Here is a 15,235-nt window from a genome sequence, read left to right on the forward strand (position 1 = left end):
AAGCAGGAGCCTTCCCATGACCGACAGCCCCGAGCAGGAGTACGACCCGGGTGACGTGGCCGTCATCGGCATGTCCCTACGGGCTCCCGGAGCCCGCACCAAGGAACAGTTCTGGGACGTCCTCGTCAACGGCCGGGAGACCGTGTCCTTCCTGGCCAAGGACGACATCCACGTCGACGAGACCCTGATCCACAGCCCGTTCTACGTGCGGGCCTGCGGCGTGCTCGACACGTACAACAAGTTCGACCCGTCGGTGTTCGGCATCAGCGACCGGATGGCGGCCGCGATGACCCCGGAGAACCGGCTGTTCCTGGAGAGCGCGTGGGAGTCCCTGGAGGACGGCGGCTACGACCCGGACCGGCTCAACGCCGAGATCGGCATGTACGGCGCCAACAACCCGCAGACCGCCGCGCTCTACAGCTCCCCGCCGGACCGGGTGTCGGTCGGCCCCGAGGCGATCGAGGCCAGCCTGGCGTGGTCGCCGGACACCATGACCTCCAACGCGCTGTACTACATGGGGCTCACCGGCGAGGCCGTCACCGTCGCCACCGCCTGTGCGGGCTTCCACTACGCGGTGCACCTGGCCTGTCAGTCGCTCCTGCTCGGCCAGAGCGACATGGCGATCGCCGGCGGCGCGATGGTCCGCCTGCCGCACCCCCGCGGTCACCTGTGGGAGGAGAACCGCATCCTGTCGAAGGACGGCCACTGCCGCCCGTTCGACGCCAACGGCACCGGCACGGCGCTGTCCAGCGGTGTCGTCACCGTGCTGTTGAAGCCGCTGGGCCGGGCCGTCGCCGACCGCGACCACGTCTACGCCGTGGTCAGGGGCTCGGCCGTCAACAACAACGGCGTCAGCGCGATGGCGTACGGCCTGGCCCAGCCCGAGCGGCTGAGCGCGTGCATCGCCGCCGCCATGGAGGTGGGCGGCGTCACCCCGGACACCGTCTCCATGTACGAGGCCAACGGTCTCGGCCTGCCGATGACCGACGAGCTCGAAGTGCACGCGGCGACCATGGCCTTCGGGAAGCAGACCGCGACCACCTCGATCGGCGGGGTCAAGGGCAACGTCGGCCACGGAGGCGTGGTGTCGGGCGGCTTCGGTGCGATCAAGGCCGCGCTGGCCCTGTACCACAAGACGCTCCCGGCGACGATCAACCTCACGGAGGTCAACCAGGACCTCGACTTCCCCAGCACCCCCTTCGTGCCGCAGATCGAAGGCGCGGACTGGGAGCCGGAGGCCGGCATCCGCCGCGCCGGCATCACCTCGATCGGCGGCGGCGGCTACAACGCGCACCTGCTGCTGGAGGAGGCGCCGGCCGTCGCCGAGCGCGACCCCGAGGGCGAGGGCAGGCCGCGGCTGGCCACCCTGTCCGCCCTGGACGACGACGCGCTGGCCCGTCAGCGCACCCGGCTCCGGGAGTGGCTGGAGGCCGACCCCGGCCTGCGCCTGGACGACGTCTGCTTCACCCTCAACCTCGGCCGCAAGGTGATGGCCCGCCGGTGGGCGGCCGTGGTCCGCAGCCGCGAGGAGCTGATCGCGGCGCTGGCCGACGACGCCCGCGGCCCGGCCACCACGACCGCCGCCGCCCCGCGGACGGACCCGGGTGCCTTCTCGGTCAACGACAACGGGATCGTGCCGTCCGGCCGGGACGCGCGGGCGCTGTCCGACCTGGCCGCCGCCTGGGTGACCGGCCGGCAGGTCGACTTCGACGCCCTGCACCTCGGGGAGGCCAGCCGTCGCGTGCCGCTGCCCACCTACCCGTTCCAGCCGCGCCGGTTCTGGCGCACGGACTGGTGAGCATGAGCACTCCGGCACTGGACACCCTGGACCTGGGCGACCCGGCCACGTTCGCGGACCACGACCTCGACGGGTTCTGGCGCACCCTGCGGGACACTGCGCCGATGCACTGGAACCCTCCGGCCGACGGCCGCCGCGGCTTCTGGGTGCTCTCCCGCTACGACGACATCATGGCCACCTACCGGGACAACGTGAACTTCACGTCCCAGCGCGGCAACGTGCTCGTCACCCTCCTGGAGGGCGGCGACGCCGGGGCCGGCCGGATGCTGGCCGTCACCGACGGGCCCCGGCACCTGGAGCTGCGCAAGATCCTCCAGCGGGTGCTCTCACCGAGGGTGCTGGACGAGGTCGCGCAGACCGTCCGGCTCAACACCCGGCAGTGGATCCGCGAGGCGGTCGAGTCCGACGGCTGCGACTTCGCGGAGCAGATCGCCGGCCGGATCCCGATGACCACGATCTCGAACCTGCTCGGCGTGCCCGAACGGGACCGGGACTACCTGCTCAGCCTGACCAAGACGGCGCTGTCGGCCGACGACGAGGACGTCGACGAGGTCGACTCCGAGATGGCCCGCAACGAGATCCTGATGTACTTCATGGACATCGTCGAGGAGCGGCGCGAGTCGCCGGGCGACGACGTGATCAGCATGCTGATCGGCAGTGCCATCGACGGTGTACCGCTGTCCGACGAGGACGTCGTGCTCAACTGCTACAGCCTGATCATCGGCGGCGACGAGACCAGCCGGCTGACGATGATCGACTGCGTCCGCACGCTCGCGGCCCGGCCCGAGCAGTGGCGGCGGCTCAAGCACGGCGAGGTCGCGGTCGAGACCGCCGTGGACGAGGTGCTGCGCTGGGCGTCGCCCACGATGCACTTCGGGCGCAGCGTCGAACGGGAGACCGAACTGCACGGCGTACGGCTGCGGCCGGGCGAGATCGTCACGCTCTGGCACGCCTCCGGCAACCGGGACGAACGGGTCTTCGCGCGGCCCGAGGTGTTCGACCTCGGCCGCACCCCCAACAAGCACCTGGCCTTCGGCTACGGCCCGCACTTCTGCGTCGGCTCGTACCTGGCCAAGGTGGAGATCGCCGAACTCCTCAAGGCCCTGCGGGACTTCACCCTCGGGTTCGAGCAGACCGCCGCGGCGCGGCCGATCCGGTCCAACTTCCTGACCGGGTTCTCCACCATGCCGGTGCGCTTCCGGCCCGACCGCTCCGGACTGAAGGGGTGCGGATGAACATCTACATGTCAGGACAAGGGGCGTTCGCGGTGCAGGTCGCGGAAGCCCTCCTGGACAAGGGGCACAAGATCGCCGGTGCGGCCGCGCCCCGGCTGCGCAAGGGCAAGTCCGACGAGAGCGACGCGATGTCCTGGGACCGCCTGCGCGCCTGGGCGTTCCCCCGGGACATCCCCTGGACGGACTCGGCCGAACTGCGCGCGATGCACATCCCGGACGGGGTGGACGTCATCGTCGCCGCGCACTCGCACGCCTTCCTCGGCCGCCGGACCCGTGCCAGGGCCGGCATCGCCACCATCGGCTACCACCCCAGCCTGCTGCCGCTGCACCGCGGCCGGGACGCGATCCGGTGGACGATCCGCGACGGTGACAAGGTGACGGGCGGGAGCGTCTACCACCTGACCGAGCGCACCGACGGCGGCCCGCTCGCCGCCCAGGAGCACCTGTTCGTGCCCCCGGGCTCGACCGCGCAGAGCCTGTGGCGTGACCACCTGGCGCCGCTCGGCGTGCGGCTGCTGCTGAAGGTGGTCGACGACCTCGCCGCGGACCGGCGGATCGAGGTCCCCCAGGACGAGAAGCTGGCGACCTGGGAGCCCGCGATGGACACCCAGCCGCTGTTCAAGCCCGAACTCATCGCCCTGCCCGGGTCGGTACGGGTCGACGGCAGTGCGCGGGCACTTCACGAACAGTGACGGCCGCGCGGTGGAAGCCGCACGGTGACGGCCGTCGCGACGGTCGCCCAGTGACGGTTGCCCGACCCGCGAAACCGGGCCCCGCACACAACTCGTGTGCGGGGCCCCGGCGTTTGCTCCGCCGTACGCGTGTCGGCCGGGCCCGAAACCCGCGGGAACCGCGCACCCCTCCCCCGGCGTCCCGTACTCGGGGCACGGCAGTGGCTCACCGCAATCCGCGCCGCCACCCCGGCCGAGCCGCCCCCGCCCGCGACACCCCCGGTGACCAGCACCGACACCCCGGAGGCGCGGCGTTCACCGCCCGCCCCGGCAGCGCGCCGACCGCTCTCTGTCACCGTTCGCCACTGCCGGCCGGGGCCGGAACCGATTCCGAGGCGGCCCCTCATGGCGTGTTTTCCATCACAGGCCATCAGGCATTTTATCCGGTTTTACCTGGACTGCTCCCCATCTGACGATACGTCGACAAGGAAATGCCTCCTCGCTGCTTTCTCCTGGACCTTTGACACTTCGTTGAGGCGTCCATGAAGATCCGCTCGCACTTCCCCACATACCTTGAGTCGGAGCTTACGCACAGTGAGAACAGCAGCAAGACGGTCGGGCAGCCTGCTCGCCGCGGCACTCACCGCGGTCGCGCTGGCCGCGACCGCGGTGGTGCCGGCCGCCGCCGCCACCGGGGGGACACCTCCGCCCGGCGTGACGGATGCCCAGGACACCGCCGAGAGCCTGGCCGTCCACGAGGCCGCCCGAACCGGCAAGCCGGTCGAGGTGCTCGCCAAGCGCAGCGAGACCAGCGAGACCGTCGCCCAGCCCGACGGCAAGCTGAAGACCACCACCTACGTCCAGCCCAGGCGGGTGCGCAAGAACGGCGCCTGGGTGGAGCTCGACCCGACGCTGCAGACGCTGCCCGGCGGCGCCGTCGCCCCCAAGGGCTCCACCGCGGACCTGCAGTTCTCCGGTGGCGGCAGCGCGCCGCTGGTCACGATGGCCCGGGCCGGCAAGGAGCTGAAGCTCAGCTGGCCGAAGCCGCTGCCCAAGCCGGCGGTCAACGGCGCGACCGCCGAGTACGCGTCGATCCTGCCGGACGTGGACCTGCGGCTGACCGCCACCAAGACCGGGTTCACCCAGGTCATCGTGGTGCACACGGCCGAGGCCGCGAAGAACCCCGAGCTCGACCAGCTCCGGCTCGGCCTGCACGGCAACGGCCTGACGTTCAGCCAGGAGGCGGACGGCACCCTCAAGGCGAAGGACCCGTCCGGCGGCGGCACCGTCTTCGAGGCGCCCGTCCCGGTCATGTGGGACTCCTCCAAGCCGGCCGCCGCCGCGCCGAGCGCCCCGGCCGCCGCTCCCAAGGCTCTCAAGGCCGCCCCGCAGGCGGCCCCGCAGGCCGAGGCCGCAGCCCCCGCGCAGAGCGCTCCCGCCGCCGGCCAGGGCGATCCCGCCGCCTACGGCGAGGGCGACGTGCCCGGCGAGGGCGCCAAGATGACCCGGCTCAAGGTCGACCTGCCCAAGGACAGCCTGGTGCTGTCGCCCGACCAGGGCATGCTGGACGCCCCGGACACGGTCTACCCGGTGATGATCGACCCGGCGTGGAACACCCCGCACGCCGGCGACTGGGCGGGCGTCTCGCGCACCTACCCGAACCAGCCGTACTGGCACTTCACGTACAACAGCACCTACGTCCACGACTGGGGCGTCGGCTACTGCGGCGACACCTCGCGGTGCGCGCCGACCGACGTGAAGCGGGCGTTCTTCCAGGTGCCCAACCCGTTCGCCGGCAAGCAGATCCTCAGCGCCACCTTCGGCACCTACGAGAGCTGGTCGTACTCCTGCGACGCCCGGCCCGTCGAGCTGTGGAACACCGGCTACATCTCCTCCGGCCTGACCTGGAACGGCCAGAACGCCTCCGGGTTCTGGGGCCGCTACCTGCAGACGATCAACACCGCGAAGGGCTGGAGCGGCAACTGCCCCGGCGGCTGGCTGGAGTACGGCGAAGACGGCGCGGTGCGGAACCTGGTCCAGGACGCCGCGAACTGGGGCTGGCCGACCATCACCTTCGGTCTGAAGGCCCAGAACGAGGGCGACACCCTTGCCTGGAAGCGCTTCACCGACGACGCCTACCTGTCGGTGTACTACAACCTGCGGCCCAACCAGATCCCGATGTCCGACATGACGATGTCGCCGGGCTCGGTCTGCCAGTACCCGGGCATCAAGATCAACAAGATGCCGCAGGTCACCACCCGGGCCACCGACCCGGACGGCGAGGCGATCGGCGTGCAGTTCGCGGTCGGCTGGGACGACGGCACCGGCCTGCGCCGGCGCTGGTGGTCCACCGGCTCGGAGGACGCCGCACCAGGGTGGGACACCTTCAAGGCCTCCGGCTCGATCTTCTCGTGGCCGCTGCCCACCGGCCTGCCGCAGAACCTCCAGCTCGACTGGGAAGCCCGTGCCTGGGACGGCGCGCAGTGGGGGCCGTGGTCCTCCGACGGTGACCCGACCGGCTGCTACTTCATCGTCGACACCTCCGCACCGGACGGCCCGGCGATCACCTCTGAGTCCTACCCGGGCTCCAAGGACGCCACCGCGGCGCTCCCGTGGACCGACGGCGTCGGCAGGAACGGCTACTTCACCCTGAAGTCGGCTGCCACCGACGTGGTCAAGTACCAGTGGGGCCTCGACACCTCGCCGTCCGCGGCGAACGAGATCGCCACCAGCGGCGGTGCCGGGCAGACCGTGCGCATCCAGCCGCAGACCGCCGGAGTGCACTTCGTCTCCGCCCGGGCCGTCGACGGCGCGGGCAACTCCTCGCAGCCCGAGACGTACTACTTCAACGTGCTCTCCGGGCAGCCGCAGCGCGCCGGCTGGTCGATGGACGACCCCAGCGGCACCACCGTCACCGGCACCGGCGGCAGCTTCGAGGCCACCCTCGGCTCCGGCGCCACCCCGGGGGCTCCCGGCCACGTCAAGGAAGCCCTCGCCCTGGACGGCACCGCCAACGGCTACGCCGAGACCTCCTCGGCCGTGCTGGACACCACCCGCAGCTTCACCGTCTCCTCCTGGGTCCGGTTCGACGGCACCACCGGAACCCGCGCGGCGGTCAGCCAGAGCGGCCCGGACTACTACGCCTTCCACCTCGGCATCGAGAACGTCGCCGGCGTCCCCAAGTGGGGCTTCAAGGTCCAGACCGCGGCCGGCAACCAGGACGCGACCACGATCGGCCTGCAGTCCACCGACCCCGCGACGACCGGCGTGTGGACCCACCTGACCGGCGTCTGGAACGCGGACACGCACACCATCCAGCTGTACGTCAACGGCACCCTCGCCAAGTCGGCCACCGCGAACGCGGTCTGGGACGGACACGGCCCGCTGGAGATCGGCCGCACCCGCTGGAAGGGCCAGTGGACCGACGCCTGGCCCGGAGCCATCGACGAGGTCAGGATCTGGGACCGCTCCCTGAGCACGGCCGAGATCACCGACGTGGCCGCCGACAAGCAGCTCGCCACCGGCCGCCCCGCGAAGGCGGTCTGGCACCTGGACGGCAGCGACGCCAAGCCGGTCGGCATCAGCGAGGTCGACAACCTGACCGCCTACAACGGCGTCGCGCTCGGCCGGCCCGGCATCGCCGACAAGGCGATCCACCTGGACGGCGTGGACGACTACCTGCGCGGCACCCGCCCGCAGGTCGACGGCACCCGGGACTTCTCGGTCTCCGCCTGGGTGAAGCTGCCCGCTCCCACTCCCGGCGACGGCACCGCGAAGATCGCCATCTCCCAGATCGGCCAGCACAACAGCGAGTTCTCGCTGTACTACTCCGCCTACTGGAAGCGCTGGGCCTTCGGCCGCTACAAGGAGGACACCTCCGCCGACACCCTGGTGCGCACCTGGCAGCCCGACTGCACGCCGGGCACCCCGATCAACGGCGTGCCGTGCTTCGCCGGCACCACCGGCGAGTGGACCCACCTGCTGGGCGTCTCCGACACCGCCGCCAAGAAGCTGCGCTTCTACATCAACGGCTTCCTGGTGGGCGAGTCCGACTACACCCAGAACGCGCCGTGGGCCAACCCCGGCCCCATCCAGATCGGCGCGGTCAGCCGGGAGGGCGTCAACGGCGAGTACTTCGGCGGTGACATCGACGACGTGCGGATCTACGACCGCGTCGTCACCGGCCCGGAGGCCAGCGCGATGGTGCAGCAGCGCCCGCAGCTGGCCGGCCGCTGGAAGCTCGCCTCGGCCACCGGCACCCCGGCCGTCACCCCGGACGAGGGCCCGGCCAAGGCCGGCGCCCAGCTCGGCGGCGGCGCCTCGATCAAGGCCGACGGCGGCGTGCTGCCCGTCCCCGGCACCCTGCTGCTGGACGGCTCCACCGGCTACGCGGCCACCGGCTCCGTCCCGCTGCACACCGGCCAGAGCTTCACCCTGGCCGGCTGGGCGAACACCGCCGGCGTCCCGACCCGGGACATGACGGTGCTCTCGGTGGCCGGCACCAACAACAGTGCGGTCACCCTGCGCTGGCACCCCCTGGGCAACGACGCCAACGGACAGCCGACCGGCCAGTGGCAGGCCGAGGTCCGCGACACCGACGCCAACACCGGCGGGACGCGCACCAGGACGGCGCACACCTCGGCCATCTCCGTCATGGAGAACTGGACCCACCTGGCGGTCAGCTACGACGCCTTCTCGGACCGGCTCGCCCTGTACGTGAACGGCCAGGTGGAGAACCAGGGCTGCCCGGACAACTCCACCGGCTGCACCCCGCACATCTCCTGGGCCGGCGGTGTCCCGCAGCCCTACGAGGCAGGCGGCGGCGTGCAGTTCGGCCGGAACAAGGCGTCCGGCGCCTGGGGCGAGTACTTCTCCGGTGAGCTGGACGACGTCTGGCTGTACCAGGGCGTGCTGAGCCCCGCGCAGATCAACAAGCTCGCCGACTACAACGTCGAGCTGGACACCTCCACCGGCGTCTGATCCCCACTCTTCCACGGGCCGGGCGGCAACCAGCCGCCCGGCCCGTGGGCTGCCATATCCAATTGTTCCCAAGGGAGTTGTTCAACCCATGAGCAGGAAGAGGTCGGTGCTGCAGCCGACCCTCACCAGAGTGTCCGCGATCATCGCGGGCACGCTGGTCGGGTCGCTGCTGCCCACCCTGCCGTTGGCGGCCAGCGCGGCCGCCGAACCGTACACCAAGCCCTCCGCGGTCTCCCCCGAGAAGCCGGTCAAGGGCTCGGACGCCAAGACCAAGGGCCGCAAGGCCGACACCACCGTCAGCAGGACCGACGACAAGCACGGCGCCCTGCCCGGCGCGGGCAGTGCCACCGTCGACGTCCCCGCCGAGAAGGGCAAGGCCGTCAAGGCCGACCGGCTGCCGATCGCCGTCTCCTCCTCGGGCTCGGCGGGCAAGGCGAAGGTCGAGCTGCTCGGCCAGGACGCCGCCACCAAGGCCGGCGTCAACGGCCTGCTGCTGACCGTCACCGGCGCCGACGAGAACAGCGGCCTGGCCGTCGACTACTCGTCCTTCGCCCAGGCCGCCGGCTCCGGCTACGGCTCGCGGCTGAAGCTGGTCCGCCTGCCCGAATGCGCGTTGACCACGCCCGACCTGCCCGAGTGCCGGGTGCAGACCCCACTGCCGGGCGGCAACGACGTGGCGAAGCAGACCGTCGCCGCGGACGCCCTGACCACGGCCCCGGCCGGGTCGATGCGCCTGCAGTCCGCGCCCGGTGCGATGGTGCTGGCCGCCACGGCCGGCAGCGCCGGGCCGAGCGGCGACTACAAGGCGACGCCACTGTCGAGTGCGTCGAGCTGGTCGACCGCGCTGAACAGCGGCGCGTTCACCTGGTCGTACGACATGCCGCTGACGGCGATGCCGGGCGGGCTGACGCCGAAGGTCGGCCTGTCCTACAACTCCGGTGCGATCGACGGGCGGACGGCCAACAGCAACAACCAGGCCTCCTGGGTCGGCGACGGCTTCGACCTGTCGCCCGGCTTCGTCGAGCGCAGCTACAAGGCCTGCGCCGACGACGGCGCGCCCAAGACCGGCACGTCGAGCCCGGGCGACCTGTGCTGGGGTACGGACAACGCGACCATCAGCTTCGCGGGGCACTCCGGTGAACTGATCCCGGTCTCCGGCGACGAGTGGCGGATCAAGAACGACGACGCGACGAAGATCGTGCGCGTCCGCGACACCGCTCGCGGCAACGGCGACAACGACGGAGAGTACTTCCGCGCCACCACGCCCGACGGCACCACCTACTACTTCGGCTACAACCGCCTGCCCAACTGGTCGGCGGGCAAGCCGGAGACCAAGTCCGTCTACACCGTGCCGGTCTACGGCAACAACGCCGGCGAGCCGTGCAGCGGCGCCGACTTCGCATCCTCGTGGTGCCAGCAGGGCTGGCGGTGGAACCTCGACCTGGTCGTCGACCCCCACGGCAACGACATCACCTACTGGTACACCCCCGAGACCAACAACTACGGCCGCAACCTGAAGGCCACCGACCGCACCCCCTACATACGGGGCGGGCGTCTGGACCACATCGAGTACGGCCAGCAGCAGGGCGACATCTACTCGGCCACCGTCAAGCCGATGGGCCGGGTCGAGTTCGGCACCGCCGAGCGCTGCCTGGAGACCAACGCCGCGCTCTGCGACCCGGCGAAGATCGACGCCAACCGCCAGTACTGGTACGACACCCCGTGGGACCAGAACTGCGCCGACGGCACCGACTGCACCGGCAAGTACTCTCCCACCTACTTCACCCGCACCCGCCTCACCTCCGTCACCGCCAAGACGCTCCAGGCCGACGGCACCTACGCCGCCATCGACACCTGGAACCTGACCCACAAGTGGGGCACCGCGGACTTCGACTACCAGCTGCTGCTGGACTCCGTCCAGCACACCGGCTCCTCCACCACCCCCTCCGTCTCACTGCCGAAGAGCACCTTCGCCTACAAGCAGCTCGCCAACCGGCTCGACAAGGTCGGCGACGGGCGCGCCCCGTTCATCAAGCAGCGGCTCGGCACCATCACCGACGAGCTCGGCGGCCAGATCGACGTCAACTACTCGGCCCCCGCGTGTGACTGGAACGCCCTGCCCACACCGCAGAGCAACACCACCCGCTGCTTTCCGCAGATGTACCAGGCCTCGCTGGAGAGCCCGGTGACCACGGAGTGGTTCAACAAGTACGTCGTCGACGCGGTCATCGTCACCGACCGCACCGGCGGCGCGCCCGACATGGTCACCCACTACACCTACCTCGGCGACGCCGCCTGGCACTTCGACGACGAGGACGGCCTGACCAAGGACAAGCTCAAGACGTGGTCCCAGTGGCGCGGCTACGCCCGCACCCGGGTGGAGACCGGCGGCGTCGCCGCCATGTCCACCCAGTCCGACCACTACTACCTGCGCGGCATGGACGGCGACCGCTCCGACCCCGCCGACAAGTCCAAGAAGCGTTCCGTGACGGTCGACGACGGCCAGGGCACCGTGATCACGGACGACAACGCCTGGGCCGGCTACGAGTACCGCACCGAGCAGTACGACAAGCCCGGCGGCGCGATCCTCTCCAAGACCGTCAACACCCCCTGGAAGCAGGAGACCGCCAAGCGCGTCCGCGACTGGGGCACCACGACCGCCAACATCACCGCCACCGCCGTCACCCGCGGCTTCACCTCGCTCGACAAGGGCGCGGGCAACGCCTGGCGGGAGACCCGCACCAACACCACCCGTGACGGCTACGGCCGCTCCACGGTGGTGGAGGACCTGGGCGACGTGGCGGTCGCGGGCGACGACAAGTGCACCCGCACCACCTACGCCGACAACACGGCAGCCTGGCTGCTGTCCAGCATCATGCGCGTCGAGACCGTGGCCGCCGGCTGCGGAAGCGACGTCAGCCGGCAGACGCAGGCCGACGGAACCTCCGCCGTCCTGTCCGACAAGCGGGTGCGCTACGACGGTCAGGCGTACGGCGCCGCGCCCACCAAGGGCGACGTCACGCTCGCCCAGACGCTCAAGTCGCAGACCGGCAACAGCGCGACCTACCTGGACAACGCGTTCACGTACGACGGCTACGGGCGCACCCTGACCTCCACCACCCTGGCCTCCACCACCGTCGTCGACGTCACCAACGCGACGGGCCCGGTCACCTCGGCCTCGCCGGACGCCCGAACCACCACCACGGCGTACACGCCGGCCACCGGCCGGCCCACCAAGTCCGCGGTGACCACCCCGCCCGCCAAGGCCGGGGACGCCACCACCGCCCAGACCACCACCACCGACTACGACCTGCTGCGCGGCCTGACGACCGACACCGTCGACACCAACAACCGCCGCACCGACATCCTCTACGACGCGCTCGGCCGCACCCTCAAGGTCTGGCAGCCCAACCGGTCGAAGTCCACCGGGCAGACTCCCAACCACGAGTTCGAGTACAACGTCGCGGACGGCAGGATCGTCGCCGTCGCCGCCAAGACCCTGAACAGCGACGGAACCCAGCAGACCGGCTACACGCTCTACGACGGCCTCGGCCGCGCCCGCCAGACCCAGGACCCGGCGGACAACGGCGGCCGTGTGCTGACCGACACCTTCTACGACGAGCGCGGTCAGGCCGCCCTCGCCTACGCCCCGTACTACGCCACCGGCGCGCCGTCGACGACGCTGCGCAACGTCGACGACACCACCGGGGTGGAGACCCAGACCGCCACCGCCTACGACGGCCTCGGACGGGTCGTCAGCACCACGGCCCTCGCGGGCAACGGCGTCGGAACCCCGCTGTCCACCACGCTCACCGAGTACGGCGGCGACCGGGTCACCGTCACCCCGCCCACCGGCGGCACCCCGACGACCACCATCAGCGATGCGGCCGGCCACACCACCGAGCTGCGCCAGTACAAGTCGGCGACCCCGACCGGCGCCTACGACGCGACCAGCTACGGCTACGACCCGGCGGGCAACCTCACCCAGCTGACCGACCCGGCCGGAACGGCCTGGACCTGGCTCTACGACCAGCTCGGCCGGCAGACCAAGGCGGTCGACCCGGACAGCGGAACCACCGTCAAGACGTACGGCAACCGCGGCGAGCTGACCAGCACCACCGACGGCCGCGGCAGGACGATCGCCAGCGTCTACGACAACCTCGGCCGCCTGATCGAGACCCACGAGGGCTCGGCCACCGGTCCGCTGCTGACCTCGCAGGCGTGGGACCCGGCCGGCAACAAGGGCGTGCTGTCCTCCAGCACCCGCTACAGCACCGTCGGCGGCACCACCTACCAGTACAAGACCGCCTACTCGCTCTTCGACGCCCTCGGCCGGTCCACCCGGACCACCGTCACCGTCCCGTCCGTCCCCGGTCAGGAGGCCCTCGCCGGCAGTTACGTCAGCGGGAGCATCTACCGCCTCGACGGCCTGCCGCAGAGCCTGAGCTACCCGGCGGCCGGCAACCTGCCCGCGGAGTCCGTCACGATGACGTACGACGCGCTGCGCCGGCAGACCGCCGTCGAAGGCCTGAACAAGTACCTGACCAACCAGACCTTCAGCCTCACCGGTAAGCCGCTGCAGTCCACCCTCAGCAACGGCACCGCCGGCAAGGACGTGTACGTCACCAACTCCTACGAGTGGGGCACCCAGCGCCTCGCCTCCAGCCGCACCGACCAGTACGGCATCACCGGAGCCACCCGCGCCACCGGCTACACCTACGACCAGGCCGGCAACGTCACCTCGGTCACCGACACCTCGCGCTCCGGCACCGACCGGCAGTGCTTCCGGTACGACTACCTGGCCCGCCTCACCGAGGCCTACACCCCGAACACCGGTAGCTGCTCGGCCCCCAGCGGTACCCAGCTCGGCGGCCCGGCCCCGTACTGGACCAGCTGGACCTACAACACCAACGGCACCCGGGCCACCGAGACCCGGCACGACACCACCGGCAACACCGCCCAGGACGCCACCACCACCTACACCTACCCCGCCGCCACCGCGGCCCGCCCGCACACCCTGACCGGCACCAGCACCGTGACCGGTGCCAACGGCGCCCCCGTACCGGAGAGCTACGACTACGACGACGCGGGCAACACCACGGGCCGGCACCTCAGGCCGTCCGGCAACCAGACCAGCGACCAGGCCCTGACCTGGGACGTGGAGGGCCGGCTCGGCAAGGTCGTCGACACCGTCACGACCACGGCCGCCACCACCACGACCGCCACCCGGAGCACCGACTACCTCTACGACGCCGGCGGCAACCGCCTGCTCGGCCACACCCTCGACACCGCCAACCCCGCCGCCGAGAACTGGACCCTGTACCTCGGCGCCACCGAGCTCAACCTGGTCAAGGGCGCGGCGAAGCCCACCGCCACCCGCTACTACGCGCTGGGCGGCGCCACGGCGGTGCGCACCGACGACAACAAGCTGACCTTCCAGGTCGCCGACCACCACGGCACCGCCGAGATCGGCATCGACGCCACCACCGGCGCCGTCGCCCAACGCCGCACCACCCCCTTCGGCGGCATCCGCGGCACCGCCCCGTCCAACTGGTCCGGTACCCGGGGTTTCCTCGGCGGCACCGGCGAGGCCACCGGGCTCACCCACCTCGGCGCCCGCGAGTACGACCCGGCCACCGGACGGTTCATCAGCGTCGACCCGGTGATGACCACCTCCGACCCGCAGTCGCTGGCGGCGTACACCTACAGCGACAACAACCCGCTGACCCTCAGCGACCCGACCGGGCGCAACATCCTCGAAGGCCTGTGGGCGACCCTCCGCCAGTTCAAGAAGGAACTCAAGGCGGCCATGAAGGAACTCGGCGTCCCACACCCGAAGGACCGGACGACCGCACACAACAACGCGCAGCGGGTCGCCGCCGGGGAGATCAAGCAACAGGCCGCGAAGATGGGGGCGACCAGCTTCGAGGTCCTGCAGAACGTCGACGTCCCCAACGCCAGCAAGAAGTGCCTGTACGACCCCTCGCTGACGACCTGCAACAAGGGCAACGTCGACATCCTCGGCCACGACCCCAAGAGCGACGTCTACTACGTGTGGGAGGTCAAGTCCGCCGGTGAGGCGTCCAAGGCCGTTCCGGAGGCCGAGTGGTACGTGAAGAAGCTGCAGGAGGACGGCAAGAACGCGGTCCTCGGGTGGATCATCGGCGGCCCCTACGACGTGCCCGACGGCAACATCGTGGTCGGTCCGGCGGAGGGCGCGGTGATCTACGGGAAACCGGACAATGAGAAGATGAAGAAGAACATGCCCGCCTCCGGCACGGCGCAGCAGTCGCAGGCCGCGCGGGTGCCCACCGCCACCCCCGGGCCGGCGCCCGGCAAGTACCCGGGCACTGCGCACCAGCCGGGCCTGGGAACCGTCCCGCTGTCCGACACCGGGGTGAGCCTCGCACCGGTGCTGATCCCGGCCGGGATCCTCGTCATCGCGGGAGTCGTCGTGGGTGCCCCGGTGGAGGCCGGAGCCGCTGCGGGGACGGCGACGACCGTGGCCGTGACGCAGGCACTGTTCGACCTGGCAGCATGACGATTCCCCG

At 71.0% G+C, this 15,235-nt stretch carries 5 protein-coding genes; all 5 read left to right on the plus strand.

The annotated features are described in order from the left end of the window. Positions 1-16: 16 nt before the first annotated feature. The 5 genes from ACIRRH_RS10895 (at position 17) to ACIRRH_RS10915 (ending at position 15,225) form a co-directional block, all read left to right on the plus strand. Entirely contained in the window at positions 17-1,798 is a 1,782-nt protein-coding gene (locus ACIRRH_RS10895; RefSeq protein ID WP_403064880.1) for a beta-ketoacyl synthase N-terminal-like domain-containing protein, read from the plus strand. Continuing rightward, a complete protein-coding gene (locus tag ACIRRH_RS10900; protein WP_403064883.1) occupies positions 1,795-3,033 on the plus strand; it encodes a cytochrome P450 in 1,239 nt (412 codons plus the stop codon). Before ACIRRH_RS10895 ends, ACIRRH_RS10900 begins: the two co-directional genes overlap by 4 nt. Then, positions 3,030-3,725 carry a formyltransferase family protein gene (locus ACIRRH_RS10905; RefSeq protein ID WP_403064886.1) on the plus strand — a complete coding sequence of 232 codons (696 nt, stop codon included), beginning with the start codon at positions 3,030-3,032 and terminating at the stop codon, positions 3,723-3,725. The genes ACIRRH_RS10900 and ACIRRH_RS10905 overlap by 4 nt, the downstream gene beginning before the upstream one ends. Before the next feature lie 573 nt (positions 3,726-4,298). Further along, entirely contained in the window at positions 4,299-8,684 is a 4,386-nt protein-coding gene (locus ACIRRH_RS10910; RefSeq protein WP_403064889.1) for a LamG-like jellyroll fold domain-containing protein, read from the plus strand. A gap of 88 nt (positions 8,685-8,772) precedes the next feature. Then, entirely contained in the window at positions 8,773-15,225 is a 6,453-nt protein-coding gene (locus tag ACIRRH_RS10915; RefSeq protein WP_403064892.1) for an RHS repeat domain-containing protein, read from the plus strand. The last annotated feature ends 10 nt before the right edge of the window (positions 15,226-15,235 follow it).

The organism is Kitasatospora sp. NPDC101235, from assembly GCF_044767505.1.
GTDB lineage: Bacteria > Actinomycetota > Actinomycetes > Streptomycetales > Streptomycetaceae > Kitasatospora.

Bases quoted from the DNA above. Each gene is read 5' to 3' on its own strand.
- ACIRRH_RS10895 (WP_403064880.1), top strand. From the start codon at position 17: ATGACCGACAGCCCCGAGCAGGAGTACGACCCGGGTGACGTGGCCGTC.
- ACIRRH_RS10905 (WP_403064886.1), top strand. From the start codon at position 3,030: ATGAACATCTACATGTCAGGACAAGGGGCGTTCGCGGTGCAGGTCGCG.
- ACIRRH_RS10915 (WP_403064892.1), top strand. From the start codon at position 8,773: ATGAGCAGGAAGAGGTCGGTGCTGCAGCCGACCCTCACCAGAGTGTCC.